The sequence below is a fragment of the Methylophilus sp. 14 genome, from assembly GCF_015354345.1.
Taxonomy (GTDB): Bacteria; Pseudomonadota; Gammaproteobacteria; order Burkholderiales; family Methylophilaceae; genus Methylophilus.
This window is the reverse complement of sequence record NZ_JADKYS010000001.1, coordinates 56,468-82,444: the sequence shown is the minus strand read 5'-3', so window position 1 is coordinate 82,444 and position 25,977 is coordinate 56,468. Positions and strand designations below refer to the sequence as shown.

General features: G+C 52.6%; 28 protein-coding genes and 2 riboswitches. Of the genes, 15 read left to right on the top strand and 13 right to left on the bottom strand.

Going from position 1 to position 25,977, the window contains the following annotated elements; translation table 11 throughout:
• Positions 1-69: 69 nt before the first annotated feature.
• The gene (ahcY, locus tag INP78_RS00430; protein ID WP_194740288.1) at positions 70-1,479 is read right to left on the bottom strand and encodes an adenosylhomocysteinase; all 1,410 of its coding nucleotides are present in this window, start codon (positions 1,477-1,479) and stop codon (positions 70-72) included.
• A gap of 92 nt (positions 1,480-1,571) precedes the next feature.
• Positions 1,572-1,654, bottom strand: a riboswitch (S-adenosyl-L-homocysteine riboswitch).
• 225 nt (positions 1,655-1,879) lie between these two features.
• Here ahcY and INP78_RS00425 point away from each other — a divergent pair.
• Entirely contained in the window at positions 1,880-2,029 is a 150-nt protein-coding gene (locus INP78_RS00425; protein WP_154650038.1) for a hypothetical protein, read from the top strand.
• Positions 2,030-2,111: 82 nt separating this feature from the next.
• Here INP78_RS00425 and INP78_RS00420 read toward each other — a convergent pair whose 3' ends face one another.
• From INP78_RS00420 to INP78_RS00400, 5 genes are all read right to left on the bottom strand, one after another.
• Complete coding sequence (locus INP78_RS00420; RefSeq protein WP_228522573.1) at positions 2,112-3,119, bottom strand: serine protease; 1,008 nt, start codon at positions 3,117-3,119, stop codon at positions 2,112-2,114.
• A gap of 371 nt (positions 3,120-3,490) precedes the next feature.
• A complete protein-coding gene (locus tag INP78_RS00415) occupies positions 3,491-5,047 on the bottom strand; it encodes a cryptochrome/deoxyribodipyrimidine photo-lyase family protein (RefSeq protein WP_194740287.1) in 1,557 nt (518 codons plus the stop codon).
• Positions 5,037-5,912 carry an alpha/beta hydrolase gene (locus INP78_RS00410; protein WP_194740286.1) on the bottom strand — a complete coding sequence of 292 codons (876 nt, stop codon included), beginning with the start codon at positions 5,910-5,912 and terminating at the stop codon, positions 5,037-5,039. The genes INP78_RS00415 and INP78_RS00410 overlap by 11 nt, the downstream gene beginning before the upstream one ends.
• Positions 5,913-5,964: 52 nt before the next feature.
• Complete coding sequence (locus tag INP78_RS00405; protein ID WP_194740285.1) at positions 5,965-7,137, bottom strand: diguanylate cyclase; 1,173 nt, start codon at positions 7,135-7,137, stop codon at positions 5,965-5,967.
• Between the two features lie 74 nt (positions 7,138-7,211).
• The gene (locus INP78_RS00400) at positions 7,212-7,676 is read right to left on the bottom strand and encodes an EVE domain-containing protein (RefSeq protein ID WP_194740284.1); all 465 of its coding nucleotides are present in this window, start codon (positions 7,674-7,676) and stop codon (positions 7,212-7,214) included.
• Positions 7,677-7,744: 68 nt separating this feature from the next.
• Between INP78_RS00400 and INP78_RS00395 the strand changes: the two genes are divergently transcribed.
• On the top strand, positions 7,745-8,104 hold the full coding sequence (locus tag INP78_RS00395; protein ID WP_194740283.1) for a DUF2237 family protein: 360 nt from the start codon (positions 7,745-7,747) through the stop codon (positions 8,102-8,104).
• Positions 8,105-8,373: 269 nt separating this feature from the next.
• On the opposite strand, the gene INP78_RS00390 is transcribed toward INP78_RS00395, so the two are convergent.
• Together INP78_RS00390 and INP78_RS00385 are read right to left on the bottom strand one after the other, a co-directional pair.
• A complete protein-coding gene (locus tag INP78_RS00390) occupies positions 8,374-8,676 on the bottom strand; it encodes a cell division protein ZapA (RefSeq protein WP_194740282.1) in 303 nt (100 codons plus the stop codon).
• Between the two features lie 2 nt (positions 8,677-8,678).
• Positions 8,679-8,915, bottom strand: coding sequence for a hypothetical protein (locus tag INP78_RS00385; protein WP_194740281.1), 237 nt, complete (start codon positions 8,913-8,915; stop codon positions 8,679-8,681).
• Between the two features lie 90 nt (positions 8,916-9,005).
• Positions 9,006-9,218: riboswitch (cobalamin riboswitch) on the top strand.
• 136 nt (positions 9,219-9,354) lie between these two features.
• On the opposite strand from INP78_RS00385, the gene INP78_RS00380 reads away from it, so the two are divergent.
• The 10 genes from INP78_RS00380 (at position 9,355) to INP78_RS00335 (ending at position 18,837) form a co-directional block, all read left to right on the top strand.
• Positions 9,355-11,241, top strand: a complete 1,887-nt coding sequence (locus tag INP78_RS00380) for a TonB-dependent receptor (RefSeq protein ID WP_194740280.1) — start codon at positions 9,355-9,357, stop codon at positions 11,239-11,241.
• An 84-nt stretch (positions 11,242-11,325) separates the two neighbouring features.
• The gene (locus INP78_RS00375; RefSeq protein WP_194740279.1) at positions 11,326-13,191 is read left to right on the top strand and encodes a TonB-dependent receptor; all 1,866 of its coding nucleotides are present in this window, start codon (positions 11,326-11,328) and stop codon (positions 13,189-13,191) included.
• Between the two features lie 101 nt (positions 13,192-13,292).
• Positions 13,293-13,862 (top strand): hypothetical protein, encoded by a 570-nt coding sequence (locus tag INP78_RS00370; RefSeq protein WP_194740278.1) that lies wholly within the window; start codon positions 13,293-13,295, stop codon positions 13,860-13,862.
• Positions 13,863-13,877: 15 nt separating this feature from the next.
• On the top strand, positions 13,878-14,483 hold the full coding sequence (gene cobO / locus INP78_RS00365; protein WP_194740277.1) for a cob(I)yrinic acid a,c-diamide adenosyltransferase: 606 nt from the start codon (positions 13,878-13,880) through the stop codon (positions 14,481-14,483).
• Positions 14,483-15,763, top strand: coding sequence for a cobyrinate a,c-diamide synthase (locus INP78_RS00360; RefSeq protein WP_194740276.1), 1,281 nt, complete (start codon positions 14,483-14,485; stop codon positions 15,761-15,763). Before cobO ends, INP78_RS00360 begins: the two co-directional genes overlap by 1 nt.
• Positions 15,760-16,431 carry a 5,6-dimethylbenzimidazole synthase gene (bluB, locus tag INP78_RS00355; protein WP_194740275.1) on the top strand — a complete coding sequence of 224 codons (672 nt, stop codon included), beginning with the start codon at positions 15,760-15,762 and terminating at the stop codon, positions 16,429-16,431. Before INP78_RS00360 ends, bluB begins: the two co-directional genes overlap by 4 nt.
• Positions 16,428-17,234 (top strand): cobalamin-binding protein, encoded by an 807-nt coding sequence (locus INP78_RS00350; protein ID WP_194740274.1) that lies wholly within the window; start codon positions 16,428-16,430, stop codon positions 17,232-17,234. Before bluB ends, INP78_RS00350 begins: the two co-directional genes overlap by 4 nt.
• Positions 17,231-17,755 (top strand): bifunctional adenosylcobinamide kinase/adenosylcobinamide-phosphate guanylyltransferase, encoded by a 525-nt coding sequence (gene cobU / locus INP78_RS00345; protein ID WP_194740273.1) that lies wholly within the window; start codon positions 17,231-17,233, stop codon positions 17,753-17,755. The genes INP78_RS00350 and cobU overlap by 4 nt, the downstream gene beginning before the upstream one ends.
• Before the next feature lie 15 nt (positions 17,756-17,770).
• Positions 17,771-18,586 carry a DUF4198 domain-containing protein gene (locus INP78_RS00340; protein WP_194740272.1) on the top strand — a complete coding sequence of 272 codons (816 nt, stop codon included), beginning with the start codon at positions 17,771-17,773 and terminating at the stop codon, positions 18,584-18,586.
• A 32-nt stretch (positions 18,587-18,618) separates the two neighbouring features.
• Entirely contained in the window at positions 18,619-18,837 is a 219-nt protein-coding gene (locus INP78_RS00335) for an RNA-binding S4 domain-containing protein (RefSeq protein WP_194740271.1), read from the top strand.
• Here the strand turns inward: INP78_RS00335 and INP78_RS00330 are convergent.
• Positions 18,834-20,285 carry a cobyric acid synthase gene (locus tag INP78_RS00330; RefSeq protein WP_194741058.1) on the bottom strand — a complete coding sequence of 484 codons (1,452 nt, stop codon included), beginning with the start codon at positions 20,283-20,285 and terminating at the stop codon, positions 18,834-18,836. The two genes, INP78_RS00335 and INP78_RS00330, sit on opposite strands and share 4 nt — an antisense overlap.
• Positions 20,286-20,287: 2 nt before the next feature.
• On the opposite strand from INP78_RS00330, the gene cbiB reads away from it, so the two are divergent.
• Both cbiB and cobD read left to right on the top strand, forming a co-directional pair.
• The gene (gene cbiB, locus INP78_RS00325) at positions 20,288-21,241 is read left to right on the top strand and encodes an adenosylcobinamide-phosphate synthase CbiB (protein WP_194740270.1); all 954 of its coding nucleotides are present in this window, start codon (positions 20,288-20,290) and stop codon (positions 21,239-21,241) included.
• Positions 21,234-22,226: a threonine-phosphate decarboxylase CobD gene (gene cobD / locus INP78_RS00320; protein WP_194740269.1), complete on the top strand. Its 993-nt coding sequence runs from the start codon at positions 21,234-21,236 to the stop codon at positions 22,224-22,226. The genes cbiB and cobD overlap by 8 nt, the downstream gene beginning before the upstream one ends.
• Here the strand turns inward: cobD and INP78_RS00315 are convergent.
• A complete protein-coding gene (locus INP78_RS00315; protein ID WP_194740268.1) occupies positions 22,207-22,839 on the bottom strand; it encodes an FMN-binding negative transcriptional regulator in 633 nt (210 codons plus the stop codon). The two genes, cobD and INP78_RS00315, sit on opposite strands and share 20 nt — an antisense overlap.
• 16 nt (positions 22,840-22,855) lie before the next feature.
• Positions 22,856-23,104, bottom strand: a complete 249-nt coding sequence (locus tag INP78_RS00310) for a hypothetical protein (protein ID WP_194740267.1) — start codon at positions 23,102-23,104, stop codon at positions 22,856-22,858.
• Positions 23,105-23,209: 105 nt separating this feature from the next.
• Between INP78_RS00310 and INP78_RS00305 the strand changes: the two genes are divergently transcribed.
• Complete coding sequence (locus INP78_RS00305; protein WP_228522572.1) at positions 23,210-24,619, top strand: PLP-dependent aminotransferase family protein; 1,410 nt, start codon at positions 23,210-23,212, stop codon at positions 24,617-24,619.
• Here the strand turns inward: INP78_RS00305 and cobC are convergent.
• Entirely contained in the window at positions 24,616-25,182 is a 567-nt protein-coding gene (gene cobC, locus INP78_RS00300) for an alpha-ribazole phosphatase (RefSeq protein WP_194740265.1), read from the bottom strand. The genes INP78_RS00305 and cobC overlap by 4 nt on opposite strands.
• On the bottom strand, positions 25,179-25,970 hold the full coding sequence (locus INP78_RS00295) for an adenosylcobinamide-GDP ribazoletransferase (RefSeq protein ID WP_194740264.1): 792 nt from the start codon (positions 25,968-25,970) through the stop codon (positions 25,179-25,181). Before INP78_RS00295 ends, cobC begins: the two co-directional genes overlap by 4 nt.
• Positions 25,971-25,977: the final 7 nt, after the last annotated feature.

The following is a 25,977-nucleotide window of genomic DNA, read 5'->3' as shown; positions in this document are numbered from 1 at the left end:
CATGGGCAGAGTGTACACCCAAACCCGCGCCAGCACATCTGACGCAGATTTGGGGTTTATGCAAACAGCTTAGTAACGATAATGGTCTGGCTTGTATGGGCCATTTTTGCTCACGCCGATGTAGGCCGCTTGCGCGTCTGTCAGCGTGGTCAATTGCGCGTTGAGTTTTTTCAACTGCAAGATGGCCACTTTTTCATCCAGATGCTTAGGCAAGGTGTAGACGCCCACCGGATACTTGTCGGTTTGCGTAAACAGCTCAATCTGCGCAATGGTCTGGTTAGCAAAGCTGGAGCTCATCACATAGCTTGGATGGCCAGTGCCGCAACCCAGGTTCACCAAACGGCCTTTGGCCAGCAGGATGATACGTTTGCCATCCGGGAAAATCACATGATCCACTTGTGGCTTGATCTCTTCCCACTGGTATTTTTCAATGCCAGCAACGTCGATTTCGTTGTCGAAGTGGCCGATGTTACAGACGATGGCCTGGTCTTTCATTTTGGCCATATGGTCATGCGTAATCACATGGTAGTTACCGGTCGCCGTGACGAAAATATCCGCATGCTCCGCGGCGTAATCCATGGTCACCACGCGGTAGCCTTCCATCGCCGCTTGCAGGGCGCAAATCGGGTCAATTTCAGTCACCCACACTTGGGCAGACAAGGCACGCAATGCTTGTGCAGAGCCTTTACCCACGTCACCGTAACCGGCGACCACGGCAATCTTGCCGGCAATCATCACGTCAGTTGCGCGCTTGATACCGTCAACCAATGATTCACGGCAGCCATACAGGTTGTCAAACTTTGATTTGGTCACAGAGTCATTGACGTTAATCGCCGGGAAAGCCAGTTTGCCCTCTTTGTGCATCTGATACAGTCTATGCACGCCGGTGGTGGTTTCTTCGGTCACGCCTTTAATCGCCGCCAAACGGACGGAGTACCAGTTTGGATTGGTTTTCAGCTTGGCTTTAATCGCGTTGAACAGACAAATTTCTTCTTCAGAGGTCGGATTAGCCACCACGGACAAATCCTTCTCGGCACGGCTACCCAAATGCAGCAACAAAGTGGCATCGCCACCATCGTCCAGAATCATGTTGGAATAGCCGCCGTCGGCCCATTCAAAAATGCGGTGGGTGTAATCCCAGTACTCTTCCAGCGTTTCGCCTTTGACGGCAAATACGGCAGTGCCCGTCGCCGCAATCGCAGCAGCAGCGTGGTCTTGAGTAGAGAAAATATTACAGGATGCCCAACGCACATCGGCACCCAGGTCTTTCAGTGTTTCAATTAACACGGCGGTCTGGATGGTCATATGCAAAGAGCCGGTAATACGCGCGCCCTTCAGTGGTTGTTGAGCAGCATATTCTTCGCGAATCGCCATCAAACCTGGCATTTCAGTTTCGGCAATCGCAATTTCCTTGCGACCCCAATCGGCCAGGCCCATATCGGCCACGATGTAATCTTTGATATCAGCTACAGTATTCATGTTTCAAATCCTTAAAAAGATGAAAACTGAGCAGGAAAAGTTCTAAGAACCGGTGGAAACGTTTGTTCACCTTTTTTCCGTGCTCGCACAGTGAAAAGTGAACGCCGTTGAGATGCTTTGCAGCAAATGCTCTGAGCCTGGGAGTCAGATGACTCTCGCAGCGTTCCTCAGAAGTTGCGGATTATACGCCAACCCGGGCATTTTACAAAAAAGCAGCCGCGCCCAAGCGTGAAACAGCGGCCTAAATCCCACGTAAATAAGTACTCTGCAGGCCTGAAAAGGCCATCACTCAAATTAGGCCTAATACACCCTGCTGCTCTGCAAAATCAGCGTCATACACCTGTGCCATGATGTCATCACGGCAATACACAGACAACCAATATCAGGAAAGGTGGCTCGTATGACAATGTATCAAGTGATGGACGAAGAGAATCATTGCATCGCAACCTTTCATCATTTTCAGGAAGCGATTTACACCGCACAAGATTTCACCCTGTGGGATGATGAACATTACTACCATGTAGAAGAGTTGGACATGGCAGTGGCATAAGCGATTACACACCAGATTTAAATAAAAAAGCGCCCGGTTGGGCGCTTTTTTATTGGGCTATTTTTCTTTTGCCGCTATCTGCTTAAGGCAGACTCTTCATTGCCACTGTCAGCGCTTCAGCCGCTTCTGCATCCAGTTGCTTCAAGGCATCCACGCTAGCCATCGCCTCACCATGTTTGCCACTCGCTTCAGCAATCATGCCCAGATAGTAAAACGCCTGGCTATGTTGGTCGTTCATACTCAGCACGCGGTGCAGATGCTGCTCTGCCATGGTTAAGTCTTTGGTTTCATATTCAGCCGCTGCCAGGTAAAACCAGGCTTCGGTGTTTTGTGGCTCTTTTGCTGTCCATTGTTCAGCAATCACTTTCAGGCCTTGCCAGTCCTTGTGCAGATAAGGAAACACCACTTTCATGAAGTATGGCCATTGGGCGGCAGGTTTACCCCAGAAAGGCAATTCACTTTTCACCACAATCGGGCCAGCGGGTTTGCTGATCAGGGCTTGCACCCAGTCCACGGACATGTAGTAGTAATACGCATCTTTGCCTGGGCTCTTGAGGGTAATCAATCCCACCAGCGCACCGCTGTCATCAAACAGGCCACCACCGCTGGCCCCTTGTCTAAAGCTGCTGGTCGCCCGCACAATCACAGAATCATCCATGGTAAACAACCCCTTCACCACGCCGCTGGTGCTCACTGGCGCGGCGACAAAGCTAGGGTAACCGATGGTGAACACGGGTTGTTCATACTTGAGTTCACGGCTGGATTTCATGGTCACCGGGGACAGTGGCAAATCTTCCATTTGCAACATGCACACATCATGCTCCCAGTCAGCTTTCACGCCGACCGCATGATAGGCTGCACCGCCACTGACGACGCTGATACTGCTGGCATTGGAGACCACGTGGCAGTTAGTCACCACCTGGTTTTCAGCGACGACCACGCCTGAACCCAAACCATATTGACCGTTTTTTAAACCGACTTGCACGCGCAGCACGCGACTGTTTAAATCATGTACCAGTGCCTCTGCCGGTTCCGCCATAAGCGATGCGCTCATGCAACCTAACCATAATCCGATCAATAATTTTGTCATGTCGTGCTCCAATCTATGGCGGCAAGTGGGAGGTGTTACCCGCTTGCCGGTAATTCACTGGAAAGCCTGTCAGGTTTAATTTAGCAAGACATATTCCAACCTGAGCACCGCTGCATTCATCCGGTGCAAAGAGATAGAGCAAGACCAAGACTATTTGCAAAATAATTCAAAATAGTCATTAATAATCAATTAGATAGTTAATTTTTTACGGACAAAAACAGCGCAATATCAAGCATCGACAGGCCTGATAAACCATGCACGACAACGCATGCGGATACAGCCACACCATCAAAGAGCACCAAAATAGTGCGAGCAAACAGACGCACGCCCCAGGAAAAGGCGTTGCACGGATGGGATTGACTGCGTGTGGTTTAAAGCTCGAGAGTGAGCTGGATTTCGCGCTGCGGGACGATAATTGAATCGCGTTTGCGACGCATGCCTCGCGCCACCTTGGGGAAATGGCGTGACCGCCGGGAGGCATGCCGCTGCAACATGGCTTGCATGTCCTCTGGCGGTATTTGCTGGCGCACGGCAAACCAGTCTTGTTTGGCAAGCTGCATGGCAGCAGCAATATCCACCATGGGTGCAGGATAATCCCCGCCGATCACGCAGCCAGTGCGCAACTGCAACTCGGCAGGCATGTGCCAGGGTTCAAAAATCCAGCTATCAGGCACGGCGCGCAAGGCAGGCAGCCACTGGCGGACAAAACGCCCAGTGGGGTCCTGCACCAATGCCTGCTTGACCGGGTGATAGATGCGCAAAGTATTCATGCCGGTGGTGCCGGATTGCATTTGCACCTGCGGCCAATGAATCCCCGGCTCATAATCAATAAACGTACGCGCCAGATGCAAGCCACTCTGTCGCCAGGGCAGGCGTAATAAATAACTGGCCGTACTCATCAGCATGGCCCGCATACGAAAATTGAGCCAGCCAGTTTGATTGAGCATTTCCATACAGGCATCGACCAGCGGCCAACCGGTTTGACCCGTCTGCCAGGCCTGCAGCCTGACCGACCGATCCGCGTCGGCTAACGCGCCTTGCAAGGCGTCAAAACCAGGGTAAAAACTGTCAAACTCAATGCCCGGCTCGCTTTCTAGCTTTTGCATAAAATGGCAATGCCAGTGCAAACGACTCTCAAAGCCATGCAGATTTCGGCGCAAATTCGCATGTTCAGCCGCTTGCGCGCTGGCCCGCGTTGCCTGCACCAACATGCGTAAACTGAGCGCGCCCCAGGCGAGGTAGGGAGACAACCGGCTACAGGCTTGCGACGCACTGAGCGGACTGGAAAGTCCGCCCTGGTAACGCTGTACACGCTGCTGTAAAAACCCGGACATCATGGCCTCAGCACGCCCCAGGCCGCCGATTTGGCGTTTAGATTGCTCAATGCCCGCGACCTTGGGCAACTGCTCCAAACCGTGGTGAGGCAATTGCGCGCCTACGCAGTGCGCGGGTAAAGCCACCAACGGCTGTTGCATGCGTCGCTCCCATTGCGACTGCCACTGCTGGCGATCGGCCAACCTTCTCACCACGCCATTTTGCGCCCACTCCTGCCAGACAATGCTCTGTTGCCTACACCAGGCCTGCACTTGCTTATCGATTTGAAACGTCAGGTCATTACCGGTTTCTTCATGGCTATATAGCCCGGCCACGCCATACTTTTCATGCAAGCGTTTTAATAACAGCAATGGGTCATGATGATACACATGCAATTGCAGGCCTAAGGTCTGTAGTGCTGCCGCGAGTGCTTGCAGGCACTCACGCACAAACATGGCCTGACTGAAACTGGCATCGTCTGCCGCCCACACTTGTGGCGCCCAGACAAACATCGGCAGCACCTTGCCAGCGGCACAGGCGGCGGCAAACGCTGCGTGGTCTTTTACACGCAGGTCACGCTTAAACCACACCACATGTAATGGCTCAAGCGCCATGATGGTGCATCCAGGTCATGATGTCTGTTAGTAAAGGGCTATGGCGACGGAACGGCCGGGCAAGCTTGGCGACCAGATCAGCATGGTCGTAATCAGAGTAGGTTTTCAAGACAACGTCTCCACCCTTGGCCTGCACGGCCTGTGCCAGATTGATTGCATTTCTGGGCCAGACATCGCGGTCTTTCAAGCCTGTCATCAGCAACAACGGCGGTTGCTGGCCGCTGACAAATCGAACCGGTTGAGACATCCATGCTTGCTCGGGCGGCGCAAAAATAGCACGCAACCGGTCGGAGGTGAGGGGCAGGAAATCGTAAGGGCCCGCCAAGCCTATGCTACCGCGAATCGCGCTGGTTTCCAGCCCGACCGCAGACAAGTACTCCGCATTTAACGAAAGCATCATGGCCAAATGTGCACCGGCGGAATGCCCCATTAAAAACAAACGGGTTGGCGCCCCCTGATAATCCGCAATATGCTGCCTGACCCAGCCCACCACCAATGCCGGATCTTGCATCAGTTGTGGAAACTTCAACTCGGGATAAAGACGATAATCAGCGATGACGACAATCAGGCCCTGTGCGGTTAACGCCTCGGCCACAAATAGATAGTCTTGCTTGGCACCAGAGTCCCAGCTACCGCCGTAAAAAAACACCACGACCGGCAACGGGCTGGCGCCCGGTTGGCGCGGCTGATAAATATCGAACCGCTGCCTGGGATGTGGGCCAAACGCAATATTGCGTGTGATCTGCATGCCATCCGTTGGAATCACGGCGTTAAGCACTTTAATGGGCCGGCAAGACGCCAGCAAAGACGCGACCGCACCGGCGATCCAGCTTCGTCGCCCAACATTAAAAAGAGGCTCACTCATGGCCAAAGATGACCATGCAGGCGGCCCAAAATTCCCTTCAGGCCAGTAAAATTTAGTGATTAGCGAGAAAGACGCGGTTACGGCCTTGCTGTTTAGCCGCATAGAGGGCGGCGTCGGCCATTTTCATCAGATGCGCCAAGCCTTGTTGATCACTGAGCTGTGAAGTAGACACCAGCCCGAATGAGGCTGTGTAGTGGATATGCTCGCCATGATCACTCATCACGCTGTGGTCTATTTCTGAGCGCAGGCGCTCAATCACGCGCGCGGCTTCGTGCAAGTCTGTCATCGGCATCAAAATGCCAAACTCCTCGCCACCAAGACGGCCGACCATATCACTGGTGCGCAAGGCATTCACGCAACGCAGGCAGAAGTTCTGCAAAATAAGGTCACCCGCGTGATGGCCATGTTGATCGTTGATTTTTTTAAAGTGATCAATATCGACCATGGCAAACGCAAACACCGAGCCATAGCGTTGACTGCGCCGGATTTCTGACTCCAGCTCGTGGATAAAATGCCGACGATTGGCGATACCGGTTAAAAAGTCAGTAAACGCAAACTTATCTGCCTCAATATGCAGTTGATAAATCCGCCAGGCCACAAATACCCCAACAACCAAAAACAAGCCCAGTAATAATGCGGCATACATCAAACCATGCGTCGTATGCTTTTCCAGGCGTTGCTGGCTTTCGCTCACATATTGGGTGGCGCGCTGATTGGCTGTTTTAAGCACCAGTTCATTCAGGCGTGCCACCTCGCTAAAGCGGGTTGACCACTGTGTTTCGATGAGGCGATTGGCCTCTGCATAGCGGGTAGTATTCAGTGCCTGCAAAATCTGGTCGCGCACTTGATTCAACGCAGCCAGCGTTTGTTTAAGTTGCGCCACATGCTGCGAGTCGCTGGCATCACTGCGCGCTATCGCCGCAATCTTTTGTTGGGCTGACGACTCACGCGCCTCAATCAAGGCCACCGTCGTGGCCAGTTGCTGCCGATCCGCCTGAATCAAGCTGGCATAAAGCAAACTGCCACGAATCTGGTGTAAATCTGACTCCAAGGCTAATGCCGCATTGGCAACAGCGTAAGGCTGCTCGTAGAGCTTGCGCGTAGTTTGATGCATCTCACGCATGCTGGAAAAATAAATCCACACAAACAGCACGACACCGACAAAAGCGATCAGAAATCCGGCAACCAGAATATACAACACGGCATGTTTTCGCTGTCTGTTCATAAACCTGCTCTATCTGAATAATGCTTCGTGAATACTGCAAACCAAGACACTAACGGTGTCCATCAAGCCAGCCCTTATTCAGCCAACAACGCCGAAATAACCGCCCACTCTTTGGGGTCTACGGGGGTGATCGACAAGCGGTTGCCTTTTTGCAGTGTACGCATATTAGCCAGCTCTGGCGTCTCGCGCATTTCTTTCAAGCTCAGCAAGCGGGTTTTGCGCACCAGCTTGACATCCACATTCACCCAGCGCGGATTTTCCGGTGTCGATTTTGGATCAAAATATTTATGGCCTTCGACAAACTGGAACTTGTCCGGATAAGCCAACTGGCTGACTTCACAAATGCCGACAATGCCAGGCGCATCACAGTTGGAGTGGTAAAACAGCACACCATCGCCCAATTTCATCTGATCACGCATAAAGTTACGCGCCTGATAATTACGTACACCATACCAATCGACCGTCTGGTTCGGGAACCCTGCCAAATCATCAATCGAAACATCCGAGGGCTCGGATTTCATCAACCAGTAACGCGCCATGCCTGAAAACCTTCTTATGTCTAACAAATGCCAGTATCATAAACCAAGTTACAGTACAGCTGACAATCATGGCAAAAAACGTTCTTGGCACCCTACTCATCCCCTGCAGCATGCGCCCGATCACCGGCTTTATGCGTGATGGTTGTTGCGGATTTCACCCTGAAGACCTGGGCAGGCATACCGTGTGTGCGGAAATGACAGATGAGTTTCTGGCCTTCTCACAGGCACAAGGTAATGACTTATCGACACCCATGCCGGAATATGGATTTCCTGGCCTCAAAACAGGCGATCGCTGGTGCTTGTGTGCAAGACGCTGGTTAGATGCCAGTGAAGCAGGCTATGCACCGCCGGTGATTTTGGAATCTTGTGATGAAAGTTGCCTGGAAGTGGTCAGCCTGGCCGACCTGATGTATCACGCATTGCGCTGAAAAATGAAGGATGTGCTAAGGGGTTACCTGAGCCGAGATCCTGAACCAAAAAGTTCAGGTGGTAACAGCCTAAGGTACATTAGGTTCACACGCCAAGGGAGCCTTAAAAGACCACCCAACTTAGTGCGATCGCACAGCACCTGATGAGCCGAAACCTATAACAAAGACTAGTTCAAGGAATTTTAGACTCAGGCAACGCCTTAGCACACCGTTTTTATGATACGCCAATTAGTAAAAATGACGATGAAAATTTTGTGAATTGAAGCGGATTACAACAGTTTATGCTGGCCGGATAATACATCATCAATCTGCTGCTGCATGGTTGAAATGCGTTTTTTCACATCGCCCACATCCACACCGCCGCTGCGCGTATTCAACAACTCATGGGTAATATTGAGTGCTGCCATAATCGCAATTCGCTCTACGCTGACCATTTTGCCAGCATCACGAATTTCGCGCATTTTACCATCAAGATAGCCAACCGCCTGCAACAAACTGTCACGCTCTTCGTCAGTGCAAGTCACGCTGAGCGCGCGACCCATAATTTCGATATCAATCGGATTACTTGCCATGACTAACGACCTTCCTCAGGCAACGCCGACAACAAACGCTCCAGTTGTACACTGGCTTGCGTCATATTGACTTTAAGTGATTGCGACTCCTGATGCAGCCGTGTGACCTCCTGACGCAACTCCACGTTTTCGTCACGCAGCTGGCCGCACAAAGCAATCAGCTTCGTCACACGCTCTTCAAGACTTTTTAAATCGGCATCCATCGGGCCATTATCTTTTAAAAAAATGAGTGTGGTCAATAGCTAAGCGCATTTTTTCAAAGTAAATTAACAAATTCAGCATGCCTGTTGAATAGACGCCGACTGGCAAAAAAGCCAACTTTAGACTACACTGTTGCCCAGTTGTCAGGTGTCTTTGCTGTATTAACTGCAGCAAAGGTGAAACTGGGAAACAGGTGCGCGGACCTCCATTCGCAAAGCCTGTGCTGCCCCCGCAACGGTAAGCAAGTGCGGGTCTATCCATATGCCACTGAGCGCAAGCTTGGGAAGGCGATAGATCAAAACTTGCAAGCCCGGAGACCGGCCTCGCAACCAACCATTTGCAATACCGCGGGGTGACGGTGTCTGATTATGTACGGGCTTTGCAGTTCAAAATGCAAGGCCTTTATTCATTATCCCTAACTCCAGGTATTGATAGACAACCCACATGCGGGGACGCATGTGATACAGGGATAAGATAATGAAAAAAGTCATTCTTAAAGGCCTGATCGGCCTTTCTTTAAGCGAACTCGCCTATGCTGCAGACAATGCAACACTAGACGAAGTCATCGTCACTGCAACACGCACACCGCAACAACAAGAGTCAGTCATTGCTGATGTTTCTGTCATTACGGCAGAAGAAATCAAGCGCGGTGGTCAAAGCTCACTGATTGAGCTATTGCAACGCCAGCCTGGCATTGAAATCAACAACAACGGCGGCGCAGGCAAAACATCAGGCATTTTCATGCGTGGTACCAACACCGGCCATACCTTGGTGTTAATTGATGGGGTGCGTGTGCAGTCGGCCACAGCAGGTACAACAACATTTGAGAATATCCCTATTCAACAGATTGATCGCATTGAAATCGTCAGGGGGCCACTGACCAGCCTGTACGGGCAGGATGCGATTGGTGGCGTCATCCAGATTTTCACGAAAAAAGGTGTCGATGGTTTCAACCCGTATGCAAACCTTGGCTTTGGCGCTTACGATACAACTTTGGCAGAAGCTGGTTTACGTGGTAAACACAATGATACTGCATACGCAGTGAATGTTTCCGCGAACAAAACCAACGGATTCTCCGCATTGGATACCCGCAACCCCAACCTGAACGACAACGATGGCTATCGCAACTTGGCGGTGACTGGTAGCCTCTCGCATACCATTGTAGAAGGTCATGAAGTCGGATTAACCTTGATGCACAGCAAAGGCAGAACCCGCTACGACAACCGGTTTAATATTGATGCAACATCCCCAGCCTTTAATCCGGCCTTTTCTGACCATGCAGATATTGAACAGCACACCTACTCACTGTTTAGTAAAAATCAGATAACAAGCAACTGGCACTCCACCTTACGCATCAGCCAAGGCTTTGATGAGTCTGTCAATTACGCAGCCCTCGGCCCATTTACCAGCGAAAGCAGAAGCCTGTTTAGAACAAAACAAGATCAATTGAACTGGCAAAACGATATTACTCTGCCAGTTGGCGTATTAACTCTGATGTATGACAAACTGGAAGACAAAGTGAACTCCACGACGGCTTACAACAATACCAAGCGCACTAATGAAGGTTACGTTGCCAGCTACGTCGCGAATATAGGCGCACATACCATTCAAGCCAGCGCACGTGAAGATCACAACTCAAGCTTTGGTAACAATGTGACCGGTGGCTTAGGCTATGGTTACAACATTAACAACGCTTGGCGTATTACCGGTAGTTATGGCTCTGCATTCAAAGCACCTACTTTTAATGACTTGTTCTTTCCGGACTCTTTTGGCTTCGCAACCAGCAATCCGAATCTCAAACCTGAGAAATCAGACAACGTGGAAGCCAGCTTACGCTACCGCGACGATACATCCAGCGCCTCGCTGACAGCCTACGAAAACAAAATTCGAGACCTGATCATTCTAGATAGTGCATTTGTTCCGGCCAACCTGAATAAAGCCAAGATACGCGGTGTCACCCTGGCAGCCAGTCAGCGGTGGGAGAGCTTGGACATAGGCGGCAGCATCGACATTCAGTCACCACGTGACGATACCACCGACAATATGCTGGTGCGTCGCGCTAATCGGCATGGCCAGTTTAACCTCGGCTACACGGTACAAGACTGGCGTTTTGGCACGGAGTTAGTGACTTCTTCTGCTCGCTACAACGACTCTGCCAATACTTTGCGCATGGGTGGTTACACTATTTTCAATATGACTGCGCAATATAAAATCCATCGCGACTGGACTGTACAAGCACGCGCCAACAACATTTTTGATAAAAACTACCGTTTGGCATTGGATGGCAACCCGGCAACAACTGGCTTTGCCTACAACACCCCGGGTGCCAACCTGTTCGTGAACATTCGTTACGAACCTAAGTAGCCTCTAAATCAATCACATCAATTAGTCATACGACCCTCTCACCCGACCAGTTCGGTGTAGAAGGGTTGTATTCGAGAATCACAAATGAAAATAACAATCAAAAATCACCTCCCCTTGATGGGGCTGATCTTAAGTATATCTGGCAGCCTATTTGCCGCAGACAACATTAATTCACTTGATGAAATCGTGGTCACTTCCAGCAGAACTCCACAATCCACAAAAACAATCACGGGCGACGTCACTGTCATTGACCGAGAAGAAATCAATAGACTACGTGGTGGATCCTTAACTGACTTATTAAGACTGCAACCTGGGATACAAACCTATACCAATGGCGGCATGGGGACAAGCAGTAACATTGCCATGCGCGGCACTAACGACAATCAGCTCATTGTATTAGTTGATGGTGTACGCATGAACTCTGGCACCACAGGCACCACCGCTTTTGAGAATATTCCGCTAGCGTTGATTGACCGCATTGAAATTGTGCGCAGCCCGGCTTCGAGCCTTTATGGCTCTGACGGCATTGGTGGAATTATTCAGATTTTCACCAAACGCGGCCAAAGCAATAAAACACATGTTTACGGCAGCCTTGGCGCAGGGAGTTATGATGCCTACAGCGGCAATGCTGGCTTTGACTCTGCTTACCAAGCAGTCAAGTTTGGCGCGCAGGTCAGCAATTACGACACTCGCGGCATTAGCGCAAGAAAAAACCCGACTGCCACCGTAGACAAAGATCGTGACGGATACAACAACTTTAGTGGCTCCGCATACGCAGATCTCGAATTTTCACCCGGCCACTCTCTAGGCCTGCAATATCTGGAAAGTAAGGGGAAAAACCAATATGACAGCGGTTACATTGGCAACTACTTGGAACGACATCAGCAAGGATATGGGCTAACACTAAAAAATGCACTGACCGAACACTGGAACAGCAAAGTACAATACAGCATTGGTCGAGACCAGTCCTTCAGCGTCAGCAGTGCCACCCGCAATAGCAATATCGAAACAGAGCAGCGCCAACTGTCTTGGCAGCATGATTACAGTCTGACACATGGCACAGTCACCTTTGCTTATGACAGGCTGGAACAAGATGTGCAGACTGAATCAACGGGTGTACGTACGCTAGACAGAAGCCGTAATAATGATGCGTTTGTACTCGGTTATGTGGGCAACTATGCCGCACACAGCACTCAATTGTCATTACGTGAAGATCATAATAGCCAGTTTGGCAACTATACGACTGGCGGCATTGGCTATGGTTATGCATTCACGCCCGCATGGCGATTGACGGCTCAATATGGCTCATCTTTCAGGGCGCCTACCTTCAACCAATTGTATGCTGACAGATTTGGTAATCCAGATTTACCGTCAGAGAAAGCAGACAATCTTGAAGCCAGCCTGCGCTATCAAGGGCAAGAGTTACAAGCCAAAGTCACGGTATTTGATAACCATATTCGTAACTTTATTCAAACAGTGACATCAGGCTGTCCGGCTGGCTTCACCAGTGGTTGTGCTGTCAATGTCGGCAAGGTTGAAGTTCAAGGCGTGACGATAGAAGGCAGTATGCCAATTGCAGAACAGTGGCTGGTAACAGCAAACCTCACGGTACAATCTCCGCGTATAGATGCCACGGACAATCTGCTGGCCAGACGTGCACAACGCTATGGCAACCTCATTGTGCAATACAAAAATGGCGCCTGGGATTGGTCAAGTGAGTTAACTGCCTCAGCTGAACGTTACAATGATCCAGCCAATCGGATTCCACTGGGTGGCTATGCCTTGCTTAACTCAACGTTGGCCTATCAAATCAACCCAAGCTGGCGCTTACAAGCACGTGCAAACAACATCCTGGATAAAAACTATGTATTGGCAGCTGTGTCATCCACTGTCGATTACAACACCATGGGCACCAACGTATTCGTCAGCCTGAACTACGACATGAAGTAACCCGATAAGGGTGGATTTTGCCCAAGCCTGATCGAATTGGGCTAAAATTCACCCCTAGTCATTAACCTTATGTAATTAATCTTATTTTTGGAGTCGTTGGCATGCCACGTAAAATTTCAACTCAATCTCTGGCAATCGCATTTGTCATTGCACTGGTGGTCATCCTGACGCGCGGTCATCATTTCGCTTCTATCGATTTTTTGCCTAGCGCTTCTTACGCTGCGTTTTTGATTGCCGGTTACTACCTGCGCTCGACCATCATGTTTGTTGTCCTGTTAGCTTTGTGCGCTGGCCTGGATATGGCAGCCGTGACCTGGGGCGGCGTGAGCAATTTTTGTGTGACGCCTGCCTACGGCTTTTTGTTACCTGCCTACGGCACCATGTGGCTGGCTGGCCGCTGGCTGGAGGACAACACGACCTGGGCATTCAGCAGCCTGTTTAAATTGACTGGCGTAGTGGTTGCCGCTTCTGCGATTGCGGAGCTGTTCTCCAGTGGTGGCTTCTACTTCTTTGGTGGCCGTTACCCTGACCCGACCTTTGCCGAATTCGTGCCACGTGTAGTGAAATACTTCCCTAAACAACTCGAAGCGATTGCATTCTGGGTGGTGGTCGCACTGATTGCGCATGTAGTGTTTGGCCTGGCTAAACGCTCTGTCCGCGAAAACGCTTAAGCTCTACACAGCATCATGGAAACCAATGACCGTGACAGCCGCCATAAGGCGCGCATGATCCGCAAAAAAGCGGTCATTGACGAAAAAATCGAGCAGGCTAATCAGGAAAAAGGCCTGCTCCTCATTCTCACCGGCAACGGCAAAGGCAAAAGCTCTTCTGCCTTTGGCATGGTAGCCCGCTCCCTCGGCCACGGCATGCGTGTCGGCGTGGCCCAATTTATCAAAGGTCGTTCAGATACCGGCGAAGAAGCCTTTTTCCGCCAGCATCCTGCCGTCACCTGGCATGTGCTGGGCGAAGGCTTTACCTGGAATACACAAGACCGCCAGCGCGATACCGAAACGGCCATGCGTGGCTGGCAAATCGTGGCGCAAATGCTGCAAGATCCGGCGATCAATCTCGTGGTGCTGGACGAACTCACTTACACCTTCAAATACGGTTATCTAGATGAGCAGATGGTGCTGGACGCCATTGCCAAGCGTCCACCCATGCAGCACGTGGTCATTACTGGCCGCGGTGCTTCTGAGGCATTAAGAAATGCGGCCGATACCGTCACTGAACTGATGGACGTCAAACACGCCTGGCGCGCAGGCATCAAAGCCCAGGCTGGGATAGACCTCTAATGCAAGCAGCTAGCTGTCACGCCATGCTCATGGCTGCGCCTGCTTCCGGCCAAGGCAAAACCATGACCACCGCCGCCTTGGCACGCGCTTACCGCAACCGTGGCCTGCGTGTGCAAGCCTTTAAATGCGGCCCGGACTTTATTGACGGCATGATTCTGCAAGTCGCCACCGGCAAGCCGGTCTATAACCTCGACCTCGGCATGTGCGGCGAAGCCGATGCGCAGCGCTTACTCTACCAAGCCGCCCAGCAAAATGACGTGATTTTGCTCGAAGGCGTGATGGGGCTTTATGACGGCACGCCGTCTTGTGCCGATATTGCCGAACGTTTTGGCATTGCCGTCGGCTTGGTGATTAATGCCAAAGCCATGGCGCAAACTTTTGCCGCGATTGCCTATGGCTTGTACGCGTTTAGGCCAAGCTTGAAACGCGCAGGCGTATTTGCCAACCAAATTGGCAGCGATGGCCACGCCAAGATGATCCAAGCCGCCTTGCCAGCCGATATCCCCTGGCTGGGTGCCATGAAGCATGACCCACAGCTGAGTTTGCCAGAGCGCCACCTTGGTCTGCACCTGGCACAAGAGATTGACGATATTGAGCAGCGCATAGAAACCGCTGCGCAATTACTGGGGCCAGAGATTCCTTTGCCGCCCACCGTGAGCTTTCAAGCGCCAGAGCAGTCTGCTGTCACGCCATTGCTGCAAGGCAAAACCATTGCCGTGGCGAAAGATGCCGCGTTCTGTTTTACCTATCAAGCGAATTTGGATTTACTGCAAACACTGGGTGCCAATATTGCGTTTTTTTCACCTGTGCACGATGCGCAGTTACCTGCCGCAGATGCTTATTGGCTACCCGGCGGCTATCCCGAACTACATCTGGACCAACTGCAACATAACCACAGCATGCGCGACGGGCTACACGCCGCCGCCCAAGCGGGTAAACCTATCCTGGCAGAGTGCGGCGGCATGCTGGCGCTAGGTGACACGCTGAATGGCCAGCCTGTGTTCGGGCTATTGCCAGGCAACAGTGAGATTCAACCCAAGCTACAAGGCCTGGGCACGCAACACGCCTCGTTTGCAACCTCGGATGACGACGCTGCCAGCATAGGCGCACACACCTTTCACTATGGCCGCTTCGAGACTGACTTGCCGGTCATTGCCCAAGGCAAAGGCAAATATGGCGCGGGTGAAGCGGTCTATCGCCACCAGAATATCACCGCCAGTTTTCTGCATTTTTATTTCCCGTCCAACCCGGCGCTGGCCGCACAATTTTTCCTGCCATGAGTTTTGCCTATTCAGACACCGACAAAGCGGCGATTTACAAAGTGATTGCCGAGCGGCGCGATATGCGGCACTTTTTGCCGACGCCGATTACGCCTGAATTATTGCAAACACTATTGCAGGCTGCACACCATGCCCCCAGCGTTGGCCTGATGCAGCCATGGCGCTTTATCCGTATCAGCGATACTGACTTACGCAAACGCATCCATGCGCTGGTGGATGAAGAACGCAAACGCACGGCGCAAGCCATTGGCGAAGTTGAAAATACGGCGCGTATGGCCGAATTTATGCGGCTAAAAGTCGAAGGCATTTTGGACTGTGGCGAATTACTGATCGCCACCTTGTGTGACCAGCGCGAGAAATATGTATTTGGCCGTCGCACACTGCCCGAGATGGACCTGGCTTCTGTCAGTTGTGCCATTCAAAACCTGTGGCTGGCAGCGCGCGCCGAAGGCATAGGCATGGGCTGGGTCAGCCTGTTTGACCCACAAGCCCTGGCGCAATTATTAGGCATGCCAGCCGATGCCAAACCGGTGGCGATTTTATGCTTGGGCTATGTGAATACCTTTTATAAATCACCCATGCTGGTAGAACAAGGCTGGGCTACCGAAAAACCACTCTCAGACATGCTGATGGAAAACGGCTGGCACAATCACGAGGCGCAGCCATGAAGCGTTGGCCACAACGCATTGTCTGCCTGACCACTGAAACGGTAGAGGTGTTATACCTGTTGGGGCAGCAAGACCGACTGGTCGGCATTTCCGGCTTCACCACCCGCCCAGCCATTGCACGCAAAGAAAAACCCAAAATCAGTGCGTTTACCAGCGCCAATATCGAAAAAATTCTAGCCCTGCAACCTGACCTGGTGCTGTGTTTCTCCAATTTGCAGGCCGACATTGCCGCCTCACTGATTAAAGCTGGTTGCCAGGTGCATGTGTTTAACCAGCGCAGCCTGGACGAAACTTTGCAAATGATACTCACCGTTGGCGATTTGGTTGGAGCCAGCGACAAAGCTGAGAAACTGGTAGAAACCTACCAGGCACAATTGACTGACGCGCGCCAGCAAGCCACCGCTTGGTCACGTAAACCCAAGGTCTATTTTGAAGAGTGGGACGAGCCCATGATGTGCAGCATCCGCTGGGCGGCAGAGCTCATTGAAGCCGCAGGCGGCGTCGATTGCTTCCCGCATTTAAGCCAGTTTCACAGCGCACGTGACCGCCAAGTGACGGCAGAACAAGTGTTAGCCGTGCAGCCTGACATCATCATTGGCTCCTGGTGCGGCAAAAAATTCCAGCCAACAAAAGTGGCTGCACGTGCAGGTTGGCAAGCCATGCCCGCCATACGAGACGGCCATCTTTACGAAATCAAATCCGTCGACATTTTGCAGCCCGGCCCCGCATTGTTTACAGAAGGCCTACCCCAATTGCAAACCATTATTCAACGCTGGCAACAACAGCATGGGAGTATTTCATGAGCAGCCATTTGATTTTAGGCGGTGCACGTAGCGGCAAAAGCGCTTATGCAGAGCGGCTGGCTTCTGCGCTTGAGTTGCCCGTGACTTATATCGCCACCGCGCAAGTGTATGACGATGAGTTTGCCAAGCGGGTGTCGCATCACAAAGAACGCCGTCCACCCTATTGGGCACTGGTAGAGGCGCCGTTTAACCTTGGGCAAACGTTGCTGGACAACGATGCACCGGATACCTGCTTAATCGTTGATTGCCTCACCTTGTGGCTGGCGCAATGCATTTGCCCCGACTGCGACAAACCAGAACGCCTGGATTGGCAGGCCGAAAAGCAGGCCTTGCTGGACGCGTTGCCGCAATTACAAGCCACGGTGTTTTTAGTCAGCAATGAAGTCGGCATGGGCATCGTGCCGCTAGGCGAAATTAATCGCCAGTTTCAGGATGAACAAGGCCGCTTGAACCAGCATGTGGCAGCCATTGCTGATCAAGTTAGTTTTATTGCAGCAGGCTTGCCGTTAAAGCTTAAATAACAAGAAAGAAATTCCATGAAAAAGTGTTGCTTAGCCATGATCGCTTTGGTCGCCTCGCTGGCTGCCGAGGCGCATGTACCGTTTTTAAAACCCAACCAGTTCAATGTCACACACCACCGCCTGACCATTGAGTCGGCGTTTACCGAGTTTCCATTTCAGGCTGACTTTGCCATGGACTCGCCCAACTTCACGATCACGGCGCCTAACGGCACAACGGCTGCGATCAAGCCGATTGCCAAAACCAAGGCAGCGGTGTATCTCGAGCCAGAATTAAAAGAGGAAGGCACTTATCGTATCAGCACCGGCCAACGCGTGGGGCCGGTGTATAAAGCGGTGGAGACGGCGGATAAAAAACTGTATTTTGCCGCTGATATGAAGCGCGTGACCGGTAAGCCGACTACCATGAACTACTATAGCTATGCTGACACTTATATTTTCAAAGGCCAGCAAAAATACACCGCCAAGCCCTTTAACCAAGGCCTGGAGATTATTCCACTGGCGTCACCCAATGGTCTGCTGCTGGGTGGTGAACTCAGTTTCCGTGTGCTAGAGAACGGCAAACCGGTGCCGGATGCGCGCGTTATCGTGGTGACGGATAACGAACATTTTATTAAACACAGAGTTGAAGACTTGTACGATCTCGACAACGTCAGAACCTCCAACATTCACGCCAACCAACAAGGTGAGTTTAGCTTTCATCCGCAAAAAGCCGGGCTGAATTTTCTGTTTGTCACCGTGCATCACCAGTTGAATGAACACCTGTGGGAAAGCCAGAATGCCTCACTGACACTGGAAGTGAATTTACCGCCAGAAACCGCAAACAAGCCTTAAAATGACGTTTTAAGCTAAACACAGGACTAACCATGGCAACGACGACTTTTGAACTGAGAGGCGAATTTATCGCCCTGTGTGATTTGCTCAAACTGGAAGGCGTGGCCGACAGTGGTGGCCAGGGAAAGTCTATGGTGGCCGAAGGCTTGATTAAGGTCGATGGCGCCATTGAGCGCAGAAAAACCGCCAAAATCCGCGCCGGGCAAGTGGTGCAAGCCTTTGAGCAGACGATTAAAGTGGTGGCAGGCTAACCTGGCTTAAATCCTGCTGGCAGATGCGAGGCGAGTGCGGACCAGTTCATATGCTGGCACACACTGTCTGCCAGTTGCTCCAGACTCTGTTCGCGCAATTGCATGTAGTCGTAATCTACCTGATTAGACAACCCCGCCCATTGCAACCAGGCAGCACAGGCTTGCGGATGATCAAACAAACCATGCACATAACTACCCGCGACCTGGCCATCGACTGACAATGCGCCTTCTGCCTGGCCCGCGATGAGATGCGCCGGGCGCGTTAATGCGGCGCCGCTACTCACGCCCATATGAATCTCATAACCCCGTAACTCCGCATCGGCAAAAGCCAGCTTGCCAGAGACTTGTTTGAGCTGCTTATGTGCTTCCAGTGTGGTATCCATGGGCAACCAGCCAAAGCCAGCACTGCTGCCAGCCTCGCCCTCTAGCGCCATGGGGTCATGCAACTGCTGGCCGAGCATCTGGAAGCCGCCGCAAATCCCCAGCACTTTGCCGCCGTAACGCAAATGCCGCGCAATGACAGGCTCCCAGCCAGACTCGCGCAAAGCCGCCAAATCGCCACGCACATTCTTGCTGCCAGGCAAAATAATTAAATCCGCGGCGGGCACAGGCTCACTCAAGCGCACAAACTGCAAGTCTACCTGTGGATGCAGGCGCAGCGCGTCAAAGTCGGTATGGTTGGCGATATGCGGTAATACAGGCACGACGACCTTTAATTGCGCACTGGTGTTTTTGCTACTCGTCCTGGCCACGGCATCCTCTGCTTCCAGATGCAAATCATGCAGATAGGGCAACACGCCTAGCACGGGTTTGCCCGTGCGCTGTTCCAGCCAGTCCAACCCAGGCTGCAGCAAGGCAATATCGCCGCGGAACTTGTTAATCACAAAACCCACCACCCGCGCTTGCTCACTTTCGCTGAGTAAAGCCAGGGTGCCAACCAGGTGTGCAAACACGCCGCCTTTATCAATATCGGCCACCAGAATCACCGGGCAATCCACCGCCTCGGCAAAACCCATATTGGCAATATCATTGGCGCGCAGATTGATTTCAGCCGGGCTGCCTGCGCCCTCTACCACCACACAGTCATACTGCTGTTGCAGGCGCTGATAAGATTGCAGCACCGCCTGCATGGCCGTTTTTTTATAGTCGTGGTAAGTGCTCGCTTCCTGGTTACCCACCACCTGGCCGTGAATAATCACTTGGCAACCAGTGTCTGAATTCGGCTTGAGCAACACCGGATTCATATCGGTATGTGGCTGCAATCCACAGGCCATGGCTTGCACCGCTTGCGCCCGGCCAATCTCGCCACCATCAGCGGTCACGGCGGCGTTGAGCGCCATGTTTTGCGGCTTGAATGGCGCCACCGCCACCCCGCTGCGGTACAATACGCGGCACAACCCGGCCACCAGCGTACTTTTACCGGCATCCGACGTGGTGCCCTGAACCATTAATGTTTTCACTGCCTGTTTATCCATCACTCGATTATCTCACACTCGCCGGGCTTGCCTGTGGTGCGGTCGTGCTTGATAGCTGGCTGGGTGAACCCAGGCGCTTGCACCCGCTGGTGGGCTTTGGCTGGCTGGTGACACAACTTGAAAAACGCCTAAATCCTCCCAGCCAGCAGCCACACGCTCGCCAACGCCTCGCAGGCGCTTTGGGGGTGGTTTTACTCGTGCTGCCGCCTATCTTGCTGATCATCTACGCGATGCAGCTATCCATGTGGCTAGCGCTCGCCTTGCATATCTATTTACTATACTTTGCCATCGGCCACCGCAGCCTGCGCCAGCATGGTCTGGCGGTTTACCATGCTTTGCACAATGGCAAGTTTCAAGAGGCGCAGCAGGCGACTTCTTATATGGTCAGCCGTGATGTAGACGCGATTGAACCCGTCAGTGCGACGATTGAATCGGTGCTGGAAAACGGCAGCGATAGTGTGTTTGGGGCATTGTTCTGGTTTTTTATTGCTGGCGGGCCGGGCGCATTGGCGTACCGCCTGGTAAACACGCTGGACGCCATGTGGGGTTATAAAACACCGCGTTATTTTTACTATGGCTGGGCAGCCGCGCGGCTGGACGATGTGCTGAACTATGTCCCCGCCAGGCTGACGGCGCTCACCTATGCATTACTCGGACAGACACGGCTGGCATGGCAAGCCTGGCGGCAACAAGCGCCGTTATGGGATAGCCCGAATGCAGGCCCGGTAATGGCCGCCGGGGCAGGCTCGTTGAATGTGCAATTGGGCGGACGCGCCCGTTATGACGGTGAGTGGCATGAGCGCCCGCGCCTGGGCACCGACATTGCGCCCACCAAAGAGGATATTCCCCGTGCCTTGCAATTGGTACGTAATGGCATCCTGAGTTGGCTAGCACTTGCGGTACTGCTTGGAGCGATCACTTATGCTTGAGCATGGCGGTAACCTGCAGCAGGCCGCGCAACAATACGGCAGGCCATTGGCAGACTGGCTGGATATCTCTACCGGAATTCATCCTCAGCACTACCCGATTCCAGCATTAGCACCCGCGCTGTTTCAACGCTTGCCCCCCGCGCCAGATGCGCTACAGGCTGCAGCTCGTGCTTATTATGGTTGCGCACATCTGCTGGCCTGCGCAGGCTCACAGGCAGCCCTACAAGCATTGCCCACCTTACGCGCGCCATGCCGTGTCGCCATGCCACGTACCATGTATCAAGAACACGCGCATGCCTGGCAACGTGCCGGGCATCAGGTGCAATTTTTTGACCAGATGCCAGATGACCATCTGTTGCAGGATATGGACGTATTGCTGGTATGTAACCCCAACAACCCCACCGGGTACTTATACCCAACCGACACGCTGTTGGACTGGCATACCCAACTGGCCGCACGCGGCGGCTGGCTGGTGGTAGACGAAGCGTTTATGGACACCACACCGCAACATAGCCTCGCCAGCCATAGCGGGCAAGCAGGGTTATGGGTGTTACGGTCGCTGGGCAAGTTTTTTGGCCTAGCCGGGCTACGGGTGGGCTTTCTGCTTGGCGAGCCAGAAGCATTGACGCAAGTGGAATCATTGCTCGGTCCATGGACCATCACTGGCCCCAGTCAATTTATCGCCGGTCATGCACTGGCTGACCACGACTGGCAACAGCAGATGCGCAAACATCTGCCGACACAATCAGCACAGTTAGCACAACTACTTAGCCAGCATGGACTGACTCCGACAGGTGGCACAGATTTATTCCAATATGTGCCGCACCCTGCCAGCCATACGTTGCAGCAGGCCTTGGCCGAGCAAGGCGTATGGACGCGTTATTTTGCAGCGCCGCAAGCACTGCGATTTGGGTTACCGCCACCCACCGCCTGGTCACGACTAGCACAAGCGCTAGACAAAGCCTCTAAGTCGATAAGTGGTTGACTGCCCGGACAATCTCAGCCATGGCTTGGCCATGCGCGGCCTCACTCGCACCCAACCCCTGTAATACACCCAGTTGATTCTCCAGCGGCTGATTCTGGCTTACCTTCCACTTGCCGGTCAGTTGCGTGACTTCAATTTCAATGCCCACCACTGCCTGCATGAGTTGATTTATAAAGTCTGCGGGCGAATCTTCCAGTTGCCAAGGTGGCTCAAATGCCGCTTCCTGTTGCGCCGTCAGCGCTGCCAGGTGGGCGCGCAACCAGTGGGCATCCTCGATCACCCGCAACGTGCCACGCACATGCGCCACCACATAATTCCAGGTCGGCACTACCCTGCCTGTTTGGGCTTTGGTGGCGTACCACGACGACGTTACATAGGTATGCGGCCCATGAAAAATCGCCATCACCGGTTGCTCAACCGGCACGGCTTGCCATAAGGGGTTTGCACGCGCCAGGTGGCCGCTCAACACACCCTGATCCTCTAAATACAGCGGCAAATGATTCACCTCCAGACCACTGCCTGTGGTCATGATCAAGGTGGCAAATGGATATGCCCGTATCAGTTCGTGTAGCGCCGCCTCACTGGGGGCAGAAAAATGTTTGGGGGTATACATGAGAAGATTGCGGTATTTAGTGATGGTCCGGCTGGAGTGGCAGCAACTGCCCTCTCACCAGCACCATGGTTTTTTGCCTGGCAGGCTGCATGGTTTGCGGTGAGATTACCGCGGCATCACACGCCTCCATGCCATGTAGATTACTCAGGCATACCGGTTGATTGGCAGCGTCCATACGTGCATCACGCACTGGATGATGTTGACCGTTTAGCAACAGTGGCAAAGTCATCAATGCCAACATGAAGAGCGCAAGCGAGGATTTCATCGAAGGTTTATCCTGAAAATATAAACCACATACTATCGCCCCACACATGTACACTACATGTACAATTTACATATCAATATAAAGCACTGTACAGGTCCATATACCATGCCAGTCACGCAATCACTCATTACCATCAACCTGCAAGACCCGGTACCGCTGGTCGAGCAAGTTGTCATTGGCATCAAACAACTGGTGGAGCAACGCGTGTTGCGTACAGGCACGCGCCTGCCTTCCATCCGAGACTTTGCATTGCAACATGGCATCAGTCGCTTTACGGTGGTCGACGCCTATGACCGCCTGGTAGCGCTGGGTTATCTGCTGTCACGGCGCGGCTCAGGCTTTTATGTGGCGCCGCTCAACAAGCCTGAAGAAAGCGTTGCAAGCACCTCTTACCTGGATAGGGCTGACGATGTGTTATGGCTGCTGCATAACACTTTCAGGGACGTGCCAGATGCCATCCGGCCTGGCTGTGGCTGGTTACCCAAAGACTGGCTGGATGAAAAAGTCATTCAAAAAAGCCTGAATGAGTTGTCACGAAAATCGGGGTATTTTTTAACCGGTTATGGCGATGTGAGTGGGTACTTACCATTACGGCAACAATTGGCACAAAAGAACCTGGCCGACATTGGCATCCATGCAGAGGCGCAACACATCCTGATGACCAATGGCGCTTCACATGGCCTCGATTTAGTCGCACGGCTGTTCATCAAACCTGGTGATGTGGTATTGGTAGACGACCCTGGCTACTACACTTTGTTTGGATTTTTAAAATCCATGGGCGCACGCATTATGGGGGTGCCACGACTGTTGAATGGCCCGGACGTCAGCGCCTTGCAGCAGCTCCTACAAGAACACAGACCCAAACTGTTTTTCACCAACACCGTATTGCATAACCCTACTGGCACCAGCACCAGCCTGGCGGTGGCGCACCAGATATTACAACTAGCAGAAAAATACGGTTTATATATTGTGGAAGACGATATTTACGGCGACTTTCATCCGCAAAATGCGCCGCGCCTGGCGGCACTGGATCAACTCAACCGCGTGATTTACGTCAGCAGCTACTCCAAAACCATTTCGGCCAGCTTGCGCGTGGGTTTTATCGCTTGCCAAGCCGAACTGGCCAGCCGCTTGCTCGACCTCAAACTGCTCACCGGCCTCACTAGCTCAGAAATCAACCAGCGCGTGATGTATCAAATTCTGGTCGAAGGCCGGTACCGCAAGCATATGGAGAAAGTGCGTAACCGGCTGGAACTGAAAAGAACGCAGGTAATACGTGCCCTGGAGGAATGTGGTTTGAGCATTCATGCCGAGCCTGCCGGTGGCATGTTTGTGTGGGCCAAACTGGCCAACGACAAAAATGCTGCGGAGGTGGCCAGCGAAGCATCCAGACAGAACATCATGCTGGCGCCAGGCAACTTGTTCCGGCCTTACCAGCAGCCGTCGTCGTGGCTACGTTTTAACGTGGCGCATTGTGAGCATGACAAGGTATTTGAATTATTGAGAAAAGCTTAGCGGTTCACAAACTCAATTTTGGGAATCGCGCCCGACAGATCCAACCGCGTCAGGCTGGCGTAATCGACGTGAAAGCGGAACAGGCCTTTGAGCTGCATATTGAGCACATGCGCGATGAGGGCGCGTATCATGCCGCCATGCGTGACCACCAACACATGCTGACCTGCATGGCGCGCCTGCACTTCCTGCAAAAAGTCCACACCGCGCTGCTGCAACCCGGCAAACGTTTCACCATTGGGTGGCGCCAGCTCGGCGTAGTTCTGTGCCCACACATCAAACAACTCACGTGGAATATCGTTCCAAGACTGCATTTCCCAATCGCCAAAATGCAACTCTTTCAGGCGCTCGTCATGCGTGATGCCGTCGAAACCCAAGGCATGCGCCAGCTTGCTGCAGCGTTGCAGCGGACTGGCATAGACCGCATCAATTTGTTCGTGAATCAGCTTCTGCTTGAGTTGTGATAACTCACTGGCAAAGTTAACCGAGACATCAATATCACTCTGACCATAGCAAATGCCCTCGGCGACTTGCAAACTGGTATGGCGGACTAAGGTCAGTTTCATGCTAAATGTTCCCAGGCCAATAACCCCAAGTAAAAGGCCAGCTCAGTCAATTGTTGTGTCGCGCCCAAAGTGTCGCCCGTGTAGCCCTGCAAATGGCGCAGAATCAGGCGACGCCACCACCACCAGATGGCGAGCACAGGCAACCCTGTAATCAGGGCAAAGCGTATCGTACTCAGCGCAGAATGATTCACGCCCAGCATCAGGCAAAAGCCTAGCCAGCACACCAGGCCAAAGGCACTGGCACACCAGATATCCTGCTTTGAAAGTGTAGTCGCCAGGGGTTTGGACTTACCGGCAAAACGCACATAGCTAGCACTCGCCATGATATACACCGCCGCCAGTCGGCTAAGGGCATGCGCGGAGATGAGTGCAAACGGCAAGATGGCAGGCGTGAGCGCAGATAAAGCCTGAAACTTGAACAGCAACACGCCGACCAGCGCAATCGCGCCGTAACTGCCAAGACGCGAATCCTGCATGATTTCTAGCTTGCGCGCGCGGTCCATGCCACCACCGAGACCATCAGCGCTATCCGCCAGGCCATCTTCATGAAATGCACCAGTCAGGTAAATGGTCACCGCCATGCTGCATAACACGGCCAAGGCCGGTGGAAAAACGCAACTGGCCAGCCACCAGACGATGGCAGCCAACAGGCCAATCAACAACCCGACCAGCGGAAAATATCTGGCAGCGTGATTGAGGTCTGACTCTTGAAAATCTACCACCGCAGGCACCGGTAGTCGCGTGAAAAAACCGACCGCCAACACGAAATAGCGCCATTGCAGTTTCACTACAGCC

Bases quoted from the DNA above. Each gene is read 5' to 3' on its own strand.
- cobD (WP_194740269.1), top strand. From the start codon at position 21,234: ATGCTTGAGCATGGCGGTAACCTGCAGCAGGCCGCGCAACAATACGGC.
- INP78_RS00395 (WP_194740283.1), top strand. From the start codon at position 7,745: ATGGCAAAAAACGTTCTTGGCACCCTACTCATCCCCTGCAGCATGCGC.
- INP78_RS00415 (WP_194740287.1), bottom strand. From the start codon at position 5,047: ATGGCGCTTGAGCCATTACATGTGGTGTGGTTTAAGCGTGACCTGCGT.
- cobO (WP_194740277.1), top strand. From the start codon at position 13,878: ATGGAAACCAATGACCGTGACAGCCGCCATAAGGCGCGCATGATCCGC.
- INP78_RS00335 (WP_194740271.1), top strand. From the start codon at position 18,619: ATGGCAACGACGACTTTTGAACTGAGAGGCGAATTTATCGCCCTGTGT.
- INP78_RS00330 (WP_194741058.1), bottom strand. From the start codon at position 20,285: ATGGTTCAGGGCACCACGTCGGATGCCGGTAAAAGTACGCTGGTGGCC.
- INP78_RS00340 (WP_194740272.1), top strand. From the start codon at position 17,771: ATGAAAAAGTGTTGCTTAGCCATGATCGCTTTGGTCGCCTCGCTGGCT.
- cobC (WP_194740265.1), bottom strand. From the start codon at position 25,182: ATGAAACTGACCTTAGTCCGCCATACCAGTTTGCAAGTCGCCGAGGGC.
- INP78_RS00360 (WP_194740276.1), top strand. From the start codon at position 14,483: ATGCAAGCAGCTAGCTGTCACGCCATGCTCATGGCTGCGCCTGCTTCC.
- INP78_RS00400 (WP_194740284.1), bottom strand. From the start codon at position 7,676: ATGGCGCGTTACTGGTTGATGAAATCCGAGCCCTCGGATGTTTCGATT.
- cobU (WP_194740273.1), top strand. From the start codon at position 17,231: ATGAGCAGCCATTTGATTTTAGGCGGTGCACGTAGCGGCAAAAGCGCT.
- INP78_RS00315 (WP_194740268.1), bottom strand. From the start codon at position 22,839: ATGTATACCCCCAAACATTTTTCTGCCCCCAGTGAGGCGGCGCTACAC.
- bluB (WP_194740275.1), top strand. From the start codon at position 15,760: ATGAGTTTTGCCTATTCAGACACCGACAAAGCGGCGATTTACAAAGTG.
- INP78_RS00420 (WP_228522573.1), bottom strand. From the start codon at position 3,119: ATGACAAAATTATTGATCGGATTATGGTTAGGTTGCATGAGCGCATCG.
- INP78_RS00390 (WP_194740282.1), bottom strand. From the start codon at position 8,676: ATGGCAAGTAATCCGATTGATATCGAAATTATGGGTCGCGCGCTCAGC.
- INP78_RS00370 (WP_194740278.1), top strand. From the start codon at position 13,293: ATGCCACGTAAAATTTCAACTCAATCTCTGGCAATCGCATTTGTCATT.
- ahcY (WP_194740288.1), bottom strand. From the start codon at position 1,479: ATGAATACTGTAGCTGATATCAAAGATTACATCGTGGCCGATATGGGC.
- cbiB (WP_194740270.1), top strand. From the start codon at position 20,288: ATGTTTTCACTGCCTGTTTATCCATCACTCGATTATCTCACACTCGCC.
- INP78_RS00425 (WP_154650038.1), top strand. From the start codon at position 1,880: ATGACAATGTATCAAGTGATGGACGAAGAGAATCATTGCATCGCAACC.
- INP78_RS00410 (WP_194740286.1), bottom strand. From the start codon at position 5,912: ATGAGTGAGCCTCTTTTTAATGTTGGGCGACGAAGCTGGATCGCCGGT.
- INP78_RS00305 (WP_228522572.1), top strand. From the start codon at position 23,210: ATGCCAGTCACGCAATCACTCATTACCATCAACCTGCAAGACCCGGTA.
- INP78_RS00405 (WP_194740285.1), bottom strand. From the start codon at position 7,137: ATGAACAGACAGCGAAAACATGCCGTGTTGTATATTCTGGTTGCCGGA.
- INP78_RS00380 (WP_194740280.1), top strand. From the start codon at position 9,355: ATGAAAAAAGTCATTCTTAAAGGCCTGATCGGCCTTTCTTTAAGCGAA.
- INP78_RS00375 (WP_194740279.1), top strand. From the start codon at position 11,326: ATGAAAATAACAATCAAAAATCACCTCCCCTTGATGGGGCTGATCTTA.
- INP78_RS00350 (WP_194740274.1), top strand. From the start codon at position 16,428: ATGAAGCGTTGGCCACAACGCATTGTCTGCCTGACCACTGAAACGGTA.
- INP78_RS00310 (WP_194740267.1), bottom strand. From the start codon at position 23,104: ATGAAATCCTCGCTTGCGCTCTTCATGTTGGCATTGATGACTTTGCCA.